Origin of the sequence: Halomonas litopenaei (assembly GCF_003045775.1) — a bacterium.
Lineage (GTDB): Bacteria > Pseudomonadota > Gammaproteobacteria > Pseudomonadales > Halomonadaceae > Halomonas > Halomonas litopenaei.
In genome coordinates, this window is the sequence record NZ_PXNS01000008.1 from 1 (window position 1) to 15,673 (window position 15,673).

The window sequence follows — 15,673 nt, forward strand, 5'->3', positions numbered from 1 at the left end:
CAACAATGTGCAGTACTTCAAGCTAGGCGACAATGTCAGTAATGCTGCAAGGCCAGATGGCTCCCCGAACAGGACTCGAACCTGTGACCCAATGATTAACAGTCATTTGCTCTACCAACTGAGCTATCGGGGAATTACCTTGAATTGTCGGTGCATGACGCGGGATCAACCGTTGCGGTTGGCTCCCCGAGCAGGACTCGAACCTGCGACCCAATGATTAACAGTCATTTGCTCTACCAACTGAGCTATCGGGGAATCGCCTCAAGCACGGGGCGTAGTATACGGATCGCTCCGAGATCGTCAAGCCCGGTTGCGCTTTTGTTGACCCAAGGACTGGCTTAACCCGCTGATCCGCCTCGTAACCTCGGTTCTGGGAGGCTCTGGCTGCCGTCACGGTGCTCTGCCCTGTCCTAAAGCCCTGCCCTGAACGCTGGTCCCTCGCCCACCGGGCAGGTGCGGGCGGGTCACAAACGCTGAAAGGCAGTGCCAGACGATGGCTGACGGGAGGCAAAAAACCCGCCGCATACGAAAGCACCCGCTGACCGAGGTCAGCGGGTGCTTTCTAAATCCTGGTGGCTACGCCCTGACTCGAACAGGGGACCCCATCATTATGAGTGATGTGCTCTAACCAACTGAGCTACGTAGCCTTTTGGGTCGTCATGCGGCAAAAGCGCCGTGTCGACGGGGGAGAATTATGCACACCGTTCATGAACTTGGCAAGCCCGCCCGCGAAATTTTCGACGACGGGCCTGCCCTGCTCTCCCCCGGCCTGGAACGCTCTGGGCTTGTTAGACAGTCAGCTCAGGCTTGTTCAGCGCCCCAGTGCTGGCTTATTCGACACCCAGCTCTGGCTTATTCGACGCCCAGCTTTGCCTTATTCAACACCCAGCTCCGCCTTGACCACCTCGAGGGCAGGCTCGCCATCGGCGGTCTCCACGCCTTCGAGCCAGGAGGCGAGCAGCGCCGGGTTGGCCTTGAGGTAGTCGCGGGCGGCCTCGTCCGGGGCGGTGCCGTCATCCATGATGGTGCCCATCAGCTGGTTTTCCATCTCCAGGGTGAAGCTCAGGTTGTTGAGCAGCGCACCGACGTTGGGACAGGCGTCGGTGTAGCCGGCACGGGTGTTGGTGTAAACGGTGGCGCCGCCCAGGTCGGGGCCGAAGTAGTCGTCGGCGCCTTCCAGGTAAGCCATGTCGAAGTTGGTGTTCATGGGATGCGGCTCCCATCCGAGGAAAACCATCCAGGTCTCGTCGGGGACGCGGGCACGCAGCTCCGCCAGCATGCCGGCCTCGCTCGAGTCGATCAGCGACCAGTCGCCGAGCCCAAAGGCGTCATCGTCGATCATCTGCTGGATCAGCTCGTTGCCGTCATTTCCGGCCTCGATGCCGTGGAGTTCGCTGTTGAACTTGTCGGCGTGCTCGTCGAGATCCGCCACCGAGGTGACACCGGCGTCGTAGACATACTGCGGCACCGCAAGGGTGTACTTGGCCCCTTCCAGGTTGGCCCCCAGGCGGTCGACATCACCCTGCTCGACGTAGGGGTCGCTGATGGACGCCATGGACGGCATCCAGTTGCCGAGAAAGACATCGAAGTCGTCGTTCTTCATGCCCGAGTAGGCGATCGGCACCGAGACGGTGTCGATACGCGTCTCGTAGCCCATGGCCTTCAGCACTTCGGTGGTCAAGGCGGTGGTGGCGGTGATATCGGTCCAGCCGACTTCGGCGAAACGCACCGGCTGGCAGCTGTCATCGGCGGCCATCGCCTGGGGGGCGGCAAGGCCGGCGATGGCAGCCGCCAGCACGGACAGAGCGGGAATCGTCGGGGTCGTCATGATGCACTCCTTGTTGAGGTTATCGGTTTCAGTATGGTGGCCTGTTCACGACTGTGCCGTTGAATCGACCAGATTTTGATTGAACGTCCAATCAATAAAAGGCATACTCTCTACATCCTAACCTCGGGGATGCCTCGAGGAGCAAGTCACTAGATTCAACTCTTGAGCTCGATACCGCTCGGGACGCGCATCAACAGATTCACCTCTCGGGCACCTCAATGTTCGAGGGCGAACGGCACGGAGGTCTGTCATGCCCAAGGTAGGAATGGAGCCGATCCGCCGCCAGCAGCTGATCCAGGCGACCATGGCGGCGATCCACGAGGTGGGGCTTGCCGATGCCACCATCATGCGCATCGCCCGCCACGCCGGGGTCTCCGCTGGCATCATCAGCCACTACTTCGGTGGCAAGGATGGCCTCTTGGAGGCGACCATGCGCCAGATCCAGCATGACCTGGGCCAGGCCGTGGCGGCGCGGCGCAAGGCGCTGAGCGACTCAAGCCCCCGTGCCCATCTGGAAGCGATCATCGACGGCAACTTCGACGCCTCCCAGACCAACGCCCGCGCTGCCGGCACCTGGCTCGCCTTCTGGGCCAACTCGATGCACAAGGCCGACCTGCAGCGGCTGCAGAAGATCAACGACCGGCGGCTGTACGCCAATCTGTGCTACCAGTTTCGCCGGCTGATGCCCCGACACGAGGCCCAGCGCGCCGCCAATGGCCTGGCCGCGATGATCGACGGTCTGTGGCTGCGCGGCACCCTGTCGCCGGAAGGCCTGGACGCGGTCCAGGCCCGCCAGCTGGCGCGGGAGTACCTGAATCGACTGCTCGACAGCCACGCGCCCGCTGCGGCTCACGAACCCGAACCGGCCTGAGTCTCTTCCGGCTCAGGCCCCGAGCCTCGAGCCGGATCTCAGGCAGACCGAGTGGGCAGGCTCAACACCTGCGCCACTCACGCGCACATTCTTGCTCTTCACTTATCGCCCCGACATCGCTGTCAGCTTGCTGACACATGCCCTTTCGACAGGAGGATGCCATGGCAACTCTCGAACTCCAGAAGCTCTACATCGACGGCCGTCTGACCGACGCCACCTCCAACGAGACCTTCAGCGTCACCAACCCCTACGATGGCAGCCACCTGGCCGACGTGCAGGTGGCAAGCCAGGCCGACGTGGACGCCGCTGTCGCCGCGGCTCAGCGCGGCCAGAAGGTGTGGGGCGCGATGTCCGGCATGGAGCGCGGACGCATCCTCAACCGCGCCGTGGCGCTGCTGCGCGAGCGTAACGACGAGATCGCCGAGCTCGAGACCCGCAACACCGGCAAGCCGTTCAGCGAGACGTCCACCGTCGATATCGTCACCGGCGCCGACGTGCTCGAATACTACGCCGGCCTCGCCGCCGCCATCGAAGGCAGCCAGATTCCGCTGCGTGAAGACAGCTTCGTCTACACCCGCCGCGAGCCGCTGGGCGTCATCGGTTCCATCGGCGCCTGGAACTACCCGATCCAGATCGCCTGCTGGAAGTCCGCCCCGGCGCTGGCCGCCGGCAACGCCGTGGTGTTCAAGCCCAGCGAGGTCACCCCGCTGACCACCATGATCCTGGCCGAGGTGTTCACCGAAGCCGGTCTGCCCGATGGCGTGTTCAACGTCGTCCACGGCGAGGCCGAGGTGGGCCAGGCGATCACCGGCCACCCGGATATCGCCAAGGTGTCCTTCACCGGCGAGGTGGGCACCGGCAAGAAGGTGATGTCGGCCTCCGCCGCCTCCAGCCTCAAGGACGTCACCATGGAGCTTGGCGGCAAGTCGCCGCTGATCGTCTGCCGTGACGCCGACCTGGTCCGTGCCGCCGACGCGGCGATGATGGCCAACTTCTACTCCAGCGGCCAGATCTGCACCAACGGCACCCGGGTGTTCATCGACAACGCCGTCAAGGACGACTTCGAGGCACTGCTCGAGGAGCGCGTGGCGCGCATCAAGGCCGGCGACCCGATGGACCCCTCGGTCAACTTCGGCCCGCTGGTCAGCTTCGAACACCAACAGAAAGTGCTGTCCTACATCGAGCTGGGCAAGCAGCAAGGCGCCCGGGTACTGGCCGGCGGCGACGCCTGGGACCAGGGCGACTGGGCCAAGGGCGCCTGGGCGGCCCCCACGGTGTTCACCGACTGCACCGATGACATGCGCATCGTGCGTGAAGAGATCTTCGGCCCGGTGATGTCGGTGCTCGGCTTCGACTCCGACGAGGAGGTGCTCGAGCGCGCCAACGCCACCACCTATGGCCTGGCCGCCGGCGTCTTCACCGAGAGCCTCAACCGTGCGCATCGCCTGATCCATCGCCTGGAAGCCGGCATCTGCTGGATCAACACCTGGGGCGAGTCCCCGGCCGAAATGCCGGTGGGTGGCTACAAGCAGTCCGGCGTCGGCCGCGAGAACGGCATCGAGACCCTGGCCCACTACACCCAGACCAAGTCGGTCCAGGTCGAGATGGGCCCCTTCGAGTCGGTCTTCTAAGGCCGGCCCGTCGCGACAGCACTCGAACACCGCGTCACGCCTGACCCGGTCACCCCATTGCCTTCAGGGAGGCGTCACATGTCACAGCTCCGTGAATTCGACTACGTCATCATCGGCGCCGGCTCCGCCGGCAACGTCCTCGCCACTCGACTGACCGAGGACCCGGACGTCCAGGTCCTGCTGCTGGAAGCCGGCGGCAAGGACCACCGCTTCGACTTCCGCACCCAGATGCCGGCAGCGCTGGCCTATCCGTTGCAGGGCAAGCGCTACAACTGGGCCTTCGAGACGGACCCCGAGCCGCACATGGACAATCGCCGCATGGAGTGCGGTCGCGGCAAGGGCCTTGGCGGCTCTTCGCTGATCAACGGCATGTGCTACATCCGTGGCAACGCCCTGGACTATGACGGCTGGGCCAAGCGCGACGGGCTCGAGGATTGGCACTACGCCAACTGCCTGCCCTACTTCAGGAAAGCCGAGACCCGCGATATCGGCCCCAATGACTACCATGGCGGCGACGGCCCTGTGTGCGTGGCCACCCCGAAGCCCGGCAACAACCCGCTCTACCACGCCTTTATCGAGGCGGGACAGCAGGCGGGCTACCCGGCCACCGAGGACGTCAACGGCTACCAGCAGGAAGGCTTCGGCCCCATGGACCGCTTCGTCACGCCCCAGGGACGCCGCGCCTCCACCGCGCGTGGCTACCTGGACGAGGCCAAGAAGCGCCCCAACCTGACCATCGAGACCCGAGCCACTACCGACGTCATCCTGTTCGAGGGCAAGCGTGCGGTGGGCGTGCGCTATCAGCGCAAGGGCCAGACCCAGGAAGTGCGCACCCGTCGCGAGGTGCTGCTGTGCGCCGGCGCCATCGCCTCGCCGCAGATTCTGCAGCGCTCGGGCATCGGCCCGGCGGACCTGCTGGCGGAACTCGGCATTGAGGCGGTCCACGTCAACGACAACGTCGGTGCCCATCTGCAGGACCACCTGGAGATGTACATCCAGTACGAGTGCAAGAAACCGATCTCGCTGTACCCGGCGCTGAAGTGGTACAACCAGCCGGCGATCGGCGCCGAGTGGCTGTTCAAGGGCAGCGGCGTGGGCGCCAGCAACCAGTTCGAGGCCGCCGGTTTCATCCGCACCAGCGAAGAGGAAGCCTGGCCGAACCTGCAGTACCACTTCCTGCCGATCGCCATCAGCTACAACGGCAAGAGCGCGGTGCAGGCCCATGGCTTCCAGGCCCACGTCGGCTCGATGCGCTCCCAGAGCGAAGGCCGCGTGCGCCTGACCTCGGTCGATCCCAAGGCCGCCCCCTCGATCCTGTTCAACTACATGTCCACCGAAAAGGACTGGGAAGAGTTCCGCGACGCCATTCGCCTGACCCGCGAGATCATCGCCCAGCCGGCCATGGACGAGTTCCGCGGCCGCGAGATCTCGCCGGGGCCGGACGTACAGAGCGACGATGAGCTCGACGCCTTCGTGCGCCGCCACGCCGAGACCGCCTATCATCCCTGTGGCACCTGCCGCATGGGCGACGGCGACGACTGCGTGGTCGACGGCGCCGGACGCGTGCACGGGGTAGAAAGCCTGCGGGTGGTCGACGCCTCGCTGTTCCCGGTGATTCCCACCGGCAACCTCAACGCGCCGACGATCATGCTGGCCGAGCGCATGGCCGACAAGATCCGTGGCCGCGAGCCGCTGCCGCCGAGCCAGGCGCCCTACTACGTGGCCAACGGCGCCCCGGCCCAGAAGCCGCCGCAGCGGCGGCTCGATGAGGCCCATCCGACCCAGAGCGAGCGGCGCCTCTCCGCGCGCGCCGATGCTGGTGCTGGTGCTGGTGTTGGTACTGGTGCTGATAGCACAGCGCAGCCTGGCTGATGCCGGAAACGCTGCCGCTGGCGGCGACACGATTTAGACGACATCGACTTGGCCCCGTGACTTTCACGGGGCCTTTTTTGTGCAGCTAAGAGACCTCTAGTTCGACCATGGTGCAAGAGGCAAGGTTTTCGATGGCCGGTTGTCAGGCGATGGGCTAATCTGCAAGAATTCAAACAGGCGTTTTATTACAACCACACTTCCTCTCATCGCTCTCCAAGGAGAACCGCCCATGCTCAGCCTGCTCCTGCTCATCTTTGCGGTCGTTGGCCTGATCGCCATCGCCCGCCGCGAGGCCGGGGCCGCGCCTGCCGCCGCCCTGCCCGCCATTCTCGGGGTCGCGGGCCTGGTCCTCGACGCCGAATTCGTCGGCGTACTGCTGCTGATCACCGCCGCCGTCATCGCCGTCTGCGGCCTGCCGGCGCTGCGCCATGGCTGGCTGTCGCCACGTCTGTTCGCCATGTTCAAGAAGGTCGCCCCCCGCGTATCGGATACCGAGCGTACTGCGCTTGAGGCCGGCAGCGTGGCCTGGGACGGTGAGCTGTTCTCCGGCCGCCCGCAGTGGCAGCGCCTGCTCGACTTCAAGGATGACGGCCTCAGCGACGAGGAACGCGCCTTCATCGATCATCAGTGCACCGTGGCCGCCGGCATGTGCAACGCCTGGGACATCGCCCGCGAGCGAGCCGACCTGCCGCCGGAGCTGTGGGACTACCTGAAGAAGGAACGCTTCTTCGGCATGATCATTCCCAAGGAGTACGGTGGTCTCGGCTTCTCGGCCAAGGCCCAGTCGGCGGTGCTGCAGAAGCTCGCGGTCAACGAGACCCTGATGTCCACCGTGGGTGTCCCCAACTCGCTGGGTCCGGGTGAGCTGCTGCTCAAGTACGGCACCCAGGAGCAGAAGGACCACTACCTGCCGCGCCTGGCCGACGGCCGCGAGATCCCCTGCTTCGGCCTGACCGGCCCCCGCGCCGGCTCCGACGCCACTTCGCTGCCGGACGTCGGCATCGTGTGCAAGCAGGAAATCGACGGCAAGGAAGTGCTGGGCCTGCGTCTGACCTTCAACAAGCGCTGGATCACCCTGGCGCCCATCGCCACCGTGGTCGGCCTGGCCTTCCGCATGTTCGACCCGGACCACCTGCTGGGCGACACAGAAGACCTCGGCATCACCTGCGCGCTGGTACCGCGTGACACCGACGGCATGGAGATCGGCCGCCGCCACCACCCCATCGGCAGCCCCTTCATGAACGGTCCGATTCGTGGCAAGGACGTGTTCGTGCCGCTGGACACCATCATCGGTGGCCCCGAGATGGCCGGCGAAGGCTGGCGCATGCTGATCGAGTGCCTGTCGGTTGGTCGCTGCATCACCCTGCCCTCCGGCGCCACCGGCACCGGCCGCTACGCCATCGGCTGGGCCGGCGGCTTCGCCCGCATCCGTCGCCAGTTCAATGTGCCGGTAGCCGAGATGGAGGGCATTCAGGAGCCGCTGGCACGTCTTACCGCCAAGGCCTACATCGCCCAGGCGGCGGTCTACCAGACCGCCAACACCATCGACCACGGCCAGGCGCCGGCGGTGCCATCGACCATCCTCAAGAGCCAGCTGACCGAGTTCCAGCGTGACATCCTGGCCGACGCCATGGACATCCACGGCGGCAAGGCGGTGACCCTGGGCCCGCGCAACTACCTGGGCATCGGCTACAGCGCCAACCCGGTGGCGATCACCGTGGAAGGCGCCAACATCATGACCCGCAACCTGATGGTGTTCGGTCAAGGCGCGATCCGCTGTCATCCCTACGTGCTGGAGGAACTGGCGGCCAAGGACGCCGATGACGCCAAGGCCTTCGACCGGGCGTTCTTCCGCCATGCCGGGCTGATCTTCGGCAACGCCGCCCGCGCCCTCACCATGGGCCTGGGCATCGGCAAGCCGTCCTGCCCCTTCGACGAGGTCGCCCGCCCTTACGCCCAGGACGTGGCCCGTCTGTCCGCCGGCTTCAGCCTGTGCGCCGACGCCGCCATGGCGAGCCTGGGCGCCGAGCTCAAGCAGCGCGAGATGCTCTCGGCGCGTCTGGGTGACGTGCTCTCCAACCTCTATCTGGTGAGCATGGTGATCAAGCAGTGGCACGAGGGTGACAAGGTCGAGGGCGAGGCGGAACTGATGCACTACGCCTGCCGCTTCCTGCTCAACCGCGCCGAGACCGCCTTCGTCGAGGTCTTCGACAACCTGCCCAACCGGGCGCTGGGCAAGACCCTGAAGGTGCTGGTGATGCCGCTGGGCCGCCGCTGGGCACGCCCCCACGACGACCTGGCCCGGTCCATCGCCCGTGCGGTGTCCACCGACAGCGCCCTGCGCAAGAAGCTCTTGGTCGGCGCCTGGGACAGCAACGACCAGGTCCAGGACAACCCGGTGGCGCGCTACAACGCCCTGCTGGAAACCCAGGACCGCGCCGAGGTGCTCTATCGCCAGATCAACAAGGCGTACTCCAAGGGCAAGCTGCCGGTGCAGGCGCTGCACCCGGAAGAACGCCTGGAAGCCGCGCTCGAGGAAGGACTGATCAGCGAGGAGGATGCCGACTTCATGCGCAAGCGCGAGGCCGAGGTGCTCGACATGCTGAGCGTGGACGACTTCGCCTTCGACGCCTTCGTCACCGACAAGGAAAAGATGAACCACCACAACGTCACCGCGTAACGCCGACGTTTCGCGCACCACCACGACGCCCGGGCCCAGCCCGGGCGTTTTCATTGGCCGTTATTGCAGCGGCCAGACCAGCATGATCAGCGGGATGGCGACCACCATCACCACCAGGGTCAGCGGCAGGCCAAGGCGCCAATAGTCGCTGAAGTGATAGCCCGCGGGGCCCATCACCAGGGTGTTGGACTGGTGGCCGATGGGCGTCAGAAAGGCGCAGGAAGCGCTGATCGCCACCACCATCAGGAAGGGGTCAAGCGACAGCTCGAAACCGCTGGCGAGACTCGCCGCGATGGGCGCCATCAACAGCGCCGCCGCCGCATTGTTGATGACGTTGGACAGCAAGGTGCTGACCATGAAGAGCCCCGCCAGCACCAGGATGGGCGGCCACTGGCTGCCAAGCCCGAGCATCGCATCGGCGATCAGGCCGGCCCCGCCGCTGGACTCCAGCGACTGCCCCACCGGAATCATCGCGCCCAGCAACACCACCACCGGGCCGTCGATGGCGCGATAGCCCTCGCGCAGCGGCAGCACCCCCACCAGCAGGGTGACCAGCGCGGCCAGCGACAAGGCCACCGCCGCCGGCAGCAGATCGAACAGCATGGCCGTGATGGCGACGGCAAAGATGCCCACCGACAGCGCAAGCTGGCGCGGCTGGCCGAGGGTCAGGCGCCGGTCTGCCAGCGGCAGGCAGCCAAGCACCGTCAGGCTCTCGCCCAGCCCTTCGGGATCGCCCTGCAGCAGCAGCACGTCGCCGGGCCGAAAACGAATATCGCGCAGACGCTGCTTGAGGCGCCCACCGTCACGGGCCACCGCCACCAGGTGCAGGCCGTACTGATGGTGCAGGCGCAGCTCGGCGGCGGTGCGGCCACTGATGGCGGCGTCGTTGCGCACCACCGCCTCGATCAGGTGCAAGTCTTCGGGGGCCTTGTCGTCCTGGCGCTCGTCGCCGTCCTCGGTGCCCCGCGCCGCCTCACGGGTCTCGTCCAGGGTGATGCGGCGCTCTCGCGCCTGCTCGTCCTCGTCGACCAGTTGGCGGGTACGCTGGGCCAGTGAAGCGGACCCGGCGTCGCCGTCTGCGTTCAATGGCTGGGCCGACGTCGATGCGGCCGCTGCGTTGTCCGAGGACCGCACCGGGTCATCGCTGTCGGCCTGCTCGGTGTTGCTCTGCTCGGTATCGGTAGGCTCGGCATCAGGATCCGGCGCCTCCTCGGGTGTCAGACCGACCCGCAGTCCGGCACGATCTTCCAGCGCCTTGAGCTCCTCGGGCCCAGCCTCCAGCAGCAGGATGTCGCCCTCCTTGAGCACCCCATAGAAAGAGTGACCGGCGTAGCGATGACCGCCCCGCACCAGCGCCAGCACGGGCACGTTGTCGTCGAGCTTGCGCCTGAGCTTGTGCAGCGACCAGCCCAGGGCCTGGGCATCGGCGTCGACCCGCACCTCCACCAGATAGTGGGCGGTATCGAACATGGCGTCGCGGCTGGCCTGGCCGGTGCGCCTTGGCACCAGTCGCCAGCCCAGCAGCACGATAAAGGCAACCCCGGCGAGTGCCACGGCGCCGCCCACCGGGAAGAAGTCGAACATGCTGAAGCGCTCGCCGGCGACGCTGGCGCGGTAGCTCGAGATGATGATGTTGGGCGGGGTGCCGATCAGGGTGGTGAGGCCACCCAGCAGCGAGCCGAAGGCCAGCGGCATCAGCAGGATCGACGGCGAGGTATCGTGTTCGCGCGACATCCGCAGGGCCACCGGCAGCAGCAACGCCAGCGCCCCCACGTTGTTCATGAAGCCCGACAGCACGGTGACAAGGCCGGTCAGCGCCAATAGCTGATACAGGAGCCTGTCGCCGACCTTGAGCACCTGGGCGGCGATCACGTCTACCACCCCGGCCCGCTCGAAGCCACGGGAAAGCACCAGCACCGCCACCACGGTGATCACCGCCGGATGGCCAAAACCGGAAAAGGCCTGGTCGGCCGGCACCAGCCCCAGCACCACCGAGGCCAGCAAGGACGCCAGCGCCACCAGATCGAAACGAAACCGCCCCCAGACGAACGCCGCCAGCGTCAGCCCGAGCACGATAAATACCAGAAGACTGTCGTCCATGCCGGCCCCTCCCTGGGCGGCGCCCTGACGGGCGATTGCAGAGTGCTGGAGGTCGCGAAAGCGTCACCGAGAAAGCGCCAGGGTACCGCTGATTCAGCGTAGCCTAAAACACCTCATCAGCGCGCCCAGGAAGCTTCGTCAACAGGCTGGGGTTCGGCAAAGGGTTAGGGTTCGTCAAAGGGCAGCGGTTCATCGCCGCGACGGACCTCGAACACGTTCAGCGTCATCGCCACAAGGGCGTAGTAGCCAAGCACCCCGACCAGTTCCACCACGGCCTCCTCGCCGAAGGCCTCCACTGCCCTGTCGTAGGTGGCCTGATCGACGCGCCGGTGCTGATACAGCACGCTGGCAAGCCGATGGACGATGACTTCATCGCTGCGCTCGAAGGTCGGTTGGCGGCCTTCTCGCAAGGCCTCGACCACCGACTCGGACAGGCCGGCCTTGAGGGCTATGGGGGCGTGGATCTGCCACTCAGCCTGGGACTTCCACCAGGCCGCGGTGGTCAGGATGGCAAGCTCGGTGAGGCGCAGCGGAAGCGAGGTATGGTAGCGACAGAAGGCGCCCAGGCGCTGGGCATGGTCGGCAAGCTGCGGGCTGTGCACCCAGGCCAGGAAGGGACCATCGAGGTTGCCGCGGGGGCCGCTGAGGATATCGTCGAGCACCCGGCGCTGCTCCGCGCTCATGGTGGCGTCGTCAAGCTCGGGCAAGCGGGAACGAAGGGTCATGCTGTCATCCTGTACGTGGGAAAAAAGGTAGCAAGCCCGCCCCTTGGCGGGCCTGCTGTGTCAGTGGTGTTGCGCGGGCCGAAGCGCCAGGCATGAACTCAATGGCCCACCTGGCCAAGCGCCTGCTGCAAGGCGGCGTCGAGCTTGTCGACGATCTCGTCGAGATGATCTTCCTCGACGATATAGGGCGGCGCCAGCAGCACATGGTCTCCACGGCGTCCGTCCAGGGTACCGCCGGCGGGATAACACATCAGCCCCTGGTCCATGGCGGCGGCCTTGACCGCGGCGTTGAGGCGTCGGTCGGGGTCGAAGGGCTCCTTGCTGGCCCGGTCCGCCACCAGCTCGAGTCCCAGAAACAGCCCGCGTCCACGAATATCGCCGACGTGCGGGTGGTCGCCGAAGCGCTGCTCGAGGCGAGCACGCAGCGCCTCGCCCCTGGCGCGCACCTGCTCAAGCAGGCCGCGTTTCTCTACCGCGCGCTGCACCGCCAGCGCCGCGGCGCAGGCGGTGGCGTGGCCGATATAGGTGTGGCCATGCTGGAAGAAGCCGGTGCCCTCGGCGATGGTGTCGCGGATACGCGCACTGGCCAGGGTGGCGCCGATGGGCTGGTAGCCACCGCCCAGGCCCTTGGCCACGGTCAGAAGGTCGGGGCTGACGCCTTCCTGCTCGCAGGCAAACAGGCTACCGGTGCGCCCCATGCCGCACATCACCTCATCGAGAATCAGCAGGATGCCGTGACGATCACAGATCTCACGCACCCGCCGAAAGTATCCGGGCACCGCCGGCACCGCGCCAAGGGTCGCCCCCACCACCGGCTCGGCGACGAAGGCCATGACCCGGCGTGGCCCCAGCCGCTCGATGGTGTCCTCGAGTTCCACCGCGAGTCGCTCGCCGTAGGCTTCGGCGCTTTCGTCCGCGCGCTGGCCGCGATAGGCGTAACAGGGGCTGACGTGGGTGGTGTCGGCCAACAGCGGTTCGAAGGGACGCCGACGCCAGGCGTTTCCGCCGGTGGCCAGCGCCCCCAGGGTATTGCCGTGGTAGCTCTGGCGCCGGGCGATGACCTGGGTGCGCTCTGGCTGGCCGATCTCGAGAAAGTACTGGCGCGCCATCTTCAGCGCCGCTTCCACCGCTTCGGAACCGCCGGAGACGAAGTAGACGCTGCCGATGCCCTGGGGCGCGCGATCGACCAGGAAGTCGGCCAGCGCCTCCATCGGCTCCGAGGTAAAGAAGCTTGAATGGGCGTAGGCCATACGCTTGACCTGTTCGCTGATCGCGGCCTGCACCTCGGGATCGCTATGCCCCAGGCAGGACACCGCCGCGCCGCCACAGGCATCGAGGTAGCGCTTGCCTGCGGCATCGATCAGATAGGGCCCATCGCCTGCCACCGCGGTGGGATAGGACGCCTTGAGGTGGCGGTGAAAGACGCGGCTCATGGAACCTCCAGCAGGTAGATACGACATCGCATAAATGCAAATATTAAATGCATTCTATTTTTACACAATGCATATTTGCAAATCGTGTCTACGCCTCACCGGACAGACGCCCGCCAAGCTGGCACACTGGCCCGCTCGTCATTCAAGGAGACGCCATGCCCTCTCGCGACTCGAAGCCCGCCACCAAGCCATCGACCGAGCGGAGCGCTCGGCACCGCCCAGTTCGCCTCGGCGAATCGAGCACCCTCGGCGACTTGCAGGAACTGGCGGCGCAGATCCAGGCCGGTGACGGCGAGGTTCGTTTGGGCAAACGATCGTTGCGGGTGCTGATGGCGCTGCTGGAGTCGCCGCAGGCGAGTGCGGTGGCCTCGATCAGCGAGCTGGCCGGGCGGCTCGAGGTGAACCCCTCGACCTTGACCCGGCTGGCCCAGCGCCTGGGCTTCGACGGCTTCGGCGAGCTGCAGGCGGTGTTTCGGCGGGATCTGGCCGATGGCGGCGAGCACTTCTACAGCGACCTGGCCTCGAGGCTTTCGACCGATCGCGACCAGGGCCAGGGTGTCGCCCGGCTGGCCCGGCTCGGACGCCAGGAGAGCGCCAACTTCGCCGGCCTGCTCGAGCGACTCGACGCCGATGACTACGACCGGGTGGTCGAGCTGCTGGCCCTCGCCCGTCGGGTCAGGGTCCATGGGCAACGCCAGTTTGCGTCGCTGGCGCAGTTCATGGCCTACGGGCTTGGCATGCTGCGTGCCGATACCGGGGAGCTGGATGCGGGGCACCAGGGGGTGGCCGATGCCCTGGCGCAACTGGATGAAGGGGACTTGCTGGTGGTGATCAGCTGCTTTCCCTACACCACCAGCGTGCTGGAAACCGCCCGGGTGGCGGCGCGGGCGGGGATTCGGGTGGTCGCCCTGACCGACAGCGAGTCGTCTCCGCTTGCCCGGGTCGCCGAATACCGCTTCCTGGTGCCTACCGACAGCCTGTTCTTCTCCAACGCCATGGGCGCCTTCTTCCTGCTGGCCCAGGGCCTGCTGACCGAGGTGGCCGATCGCCTTGGCGACGAGGGACTGGCCGCCCTCAAGCGGCGCGAGAGGATGATTCGCGAGCTGGGGGCGTCGCTGTAGCGCCAAGGCAGAACAGTCGGCGACCAGGGCAGCCGGTACGCAAGCCACTCCGCCGTCAGGCCGACGCCTCCCTGAAATGCAAGCGGGCCCGCCAACTTGGCGGGCCCGCTCTGTCCGGAGGACAGGTTCGATCAGGAAGACAGGGATCGGCGATCGATCGCTCAGGGCAGCAGCACGGTAGACCCGGTGGTCTTGCGTGACGCCAGGGCGTCCTGGGCCTTGCCGGCCTCCGCCAGGGCGAAGCGCTGGGCCACGTCGATCTTCACCTTGCCGCTCTCGATCATGTCGAACAGCTCGTCGGCCATGTCCTGCAGCCGCTCCGGGCTGTCGGCGTAGCCGTTGAGGCTCGGCCGAGTGACGTAGAGCGCGCCCTTCTGGTTGAGGATGCCGATGTTGACCCCCTCGACCGGTCCGGAGGCGTTGCCGAAGCTGACCATCAGGCCGCGCGGCTTCAGGCAGTCCAGCGAGGTCTCCCAGGTGTCCTTGCCGACGCTGTCGTAGACCACGTCGACCATCTCGCCACCGGTCAGCTCGCGCACCCTTTCGACCACGTCTTCCTTGGTGTAGTCGATGGTCGCCCAGGCGCCGTTGCGCTTGGCAAGCTCCGCCTTCTCGACCGAGCTGACCGTACCGATCAGCTTGACGCCCAGGGCCTTGGCCCACTGACAGGCAATCGATCCCACCCCACCGGCGGCGGCGTGGAACAGGATGGTCTCGCCACCCTGCAGCGGGTAGGTCTGACGCAGCAGGTACTGCACCGTCAGCCCCTTGAGCATGGCCCCCGCTGCGGTCTCGCAACTGATCCCCTCGGGCAGCGCCACCACCTTGTCCGCCGGCAGGGTGTGCAGTTCGGCGTAGGCGCCCAGGGGCCCCTGTGCGTAGGCCACGCGGTCGCCTACCTGCAGATGATCGACCCCCTCGCCCACGGCGTCGACCACGCCAGCGCCTTCGGTTCCCAGGCCCGACGGCAGGGACGGCGCCGGATACAGACCGGTGCGGAAGTAGATATCGATGAAGTTGAGGCCCACCGCCTCATTGGCGACGCGTACCTCGCCGGGGCCCGGCTCGGCCGCCGGTGTATCGACGAGTTCCAGCACCTCGGAATCGCCGGTGCGTGCGAATTGAATCCGCTTGGCCATGAAAGGCTTCCTTACGCTGCTAACGGGTATGTACGCCCAGTCAAGCGCTCTGCTCGACCTCGGTCAAGTCCAAACTGGATTTGCCGTCGGCACAGCCGTGGCCACGGGATCACTGTCGGCGCTTGACAGCTCCATTGATGTCTACGAGACTCATAAACTGTATACAGTTAAAATATAAACATGGATACAAGTTGTGTGGTGCACCGTGCTTCCCCTTGCTGAACGCCGTGAACGGTCGTGGCAAACCCTGCACCCACCCTATCCAGCAACGAA

Annotated in this window: 9 protein-coding genes, 3 tRNA genes and 1 pseudogene; 5 read left to right on the forward strand and 8 right to left on the reverse strand. The window is 66.1% G+C overall.

Annotated elements, in window-relative coordinates; translation table 11 throughout:
• Positions 1-57: 57 nt before the first annotated feature.
• The 4 genes from C6W88_RS14400 to C6W88_RS14415 all read right to left on the reverse strand — a co-directional run bounded on the left by C6W88_RS14400 (position 58) and on the right by C6W88_RS14415 (position 1,756).
• Positions 58-133: transfer RNA gene (locus C6W88_RS14400), tRNA-Asn, on the reverse strand.
• 46 nt (positions 134-179) lie between these two features.
• A tRNA-Asn gene (locus tag C6W88_RS14405) sits at positions 180-255 on the reverse strand.
• A 315-nt stretch (positions 256-570) separates the two neighbouring features.
• Positions 571-647 (reverse strand) — tRNA-Met (locus tag C6W88_RS14410).
• A 227-nt stretch (positions 648-874) separates the two neighbouring features.
• On the reverse strand, positions 875-1,756 hold the full coding sequence (locus C6W88_RS14415) for a choline ABC transporter substrate-binding protein (protein ID WP_231498662.1): 882 nt from the start codon (positions 1,754-1,756) through the stop codon (positions 875-877).
• Positions 1,757-2,078: 322 nt separating this feature from the next.
• On the opposite strand from C6W88_RS14415, the gene betI reads away from it, so the two are divergent.
• The 4 genes and pseudogenes from betI (at position 2,079) to C6W88_RS14435 (ending at position 8,882) form a co-directional block, all read left to right on the forward strand.
• On the forward strand, positions 2,079-2,699 hold the full coding sequence (betI, locus tag C6W88_RS14420; protein ID WP_181248622.1) for a transcriptional regulator BetI: 621 nt from the start codon (positions 2,079-2,081) through the stop codon (positions 2,697-2,699).
• Between the two features lie 161 nt (positions 2,700-2,860).
• Complete coding sequence (gene betB, locus C6W88_RS14425) at positions 2,861-4,330, forward strand: betaine-aldehyde dehydrogenase (RefSeq protein WP_108132966.1); 1,470 nt, start codon at positions 2,861-2,863, stop codon at positions 4,328-4,330.
• A gap of 78 nt (positions 4,331-4,408) precedes the next feature.
• Positions 4,409-6,076 (forward strand): annotated as a pseudogene (gene betA / locus C6W88_RS14430) (choline dehydrogenase); the annotation flags it as partial.
• A 355-nt stretch (positions 6,077-6,431) separates the two neighbouring features.
• Entirely contained in the window at positions 6,432-8,882 is a 2,451-nt protein-coding gene (locus C6W88_RS14435; protein ID WP_108132967.1) for an acyl-CoA dehydrogenase, read from the forward strand.
• 60 nt (positions 8,883-8,942) lie between these two features.
• On the opposite strand, the gene C6W88_RS14440 is transcribed toward C6W88_RS14435, so the two are convergent.
• From C6W88_RS14440 to C6W88_RS14450, 3 genes are all read right to left on the reverse strand, one after another.
• Entirely contained in the window at positions 8,943-10,982 is a 2,040-nt protein-coding gene (locus C6W88_RS14440; RefSeq protein WP_108132968.1) for an SLC13 family permease, read from the reverse strand.
• A gap of 164 nt (positions 10,983-11,146) precedes the next feature.
• Positions 11,147-11,707 carry a carboxymuconolactone decarboxylase family protein gene (locus tag C6W88_RS14445; RefSeq protein ID WP_045994599.1) on the reverse strand — a complete coding sequence of 187 codons (561 nt, stop codon included), beginning with the start codon at positions 11,705-11,707 and terminating at the stop codon, positions 11,147-11,149.
• 98 nt (positions 11,708-11,805) lie between these two features.
• A complete protein-coding gene (locus C6W88_RS14450) occupies positions 11,806-13,140 on the reverse strand; it encodes an aspartate aminotransferase family protein (protein ID WP_108132969.1) in 1,335 nt (444 codons plus the stop codon).
• A gap of 155 nt (positions 13,141-13,295) precedes the next feature.
• On the opposite strand from C6W88_RS14450, the gene C6W88_RS14455 reads away from it, so the two are divergent.
• The gene (locus C6W88_RS14455; RefSeq protein ID WP_108132970.1) at positions 13,296-14,261 is read left to right on the forward strand and encodes a MurR/RpiR family transcriptional regulator; all 966 of its coding nucleotides are present in this window, start codon (positions 13,296-13,298) and stop codon (positions 14,259-14,261) included.
• A 161-nt stretch (positions 14,262-14,422) separates the two neighbouring features.
• Here the strand turns inward: C6W88_RS14455 and C6W88_RS14460 are convergent, their stop codons facing one another.
• Positions 14,423-15,400, reverse strand: a complete 978-nt coding sequence (locus tag C6W88_RS14460; protein ID WP_045994597.1) for an NADPH:quinone reductase — start codon at positions 15,398-15,400, stop codon at positions 14,423-14,425.
• Between the last annotated feature and the right edge of the window lie 273 nt (positions 15,401-15,673).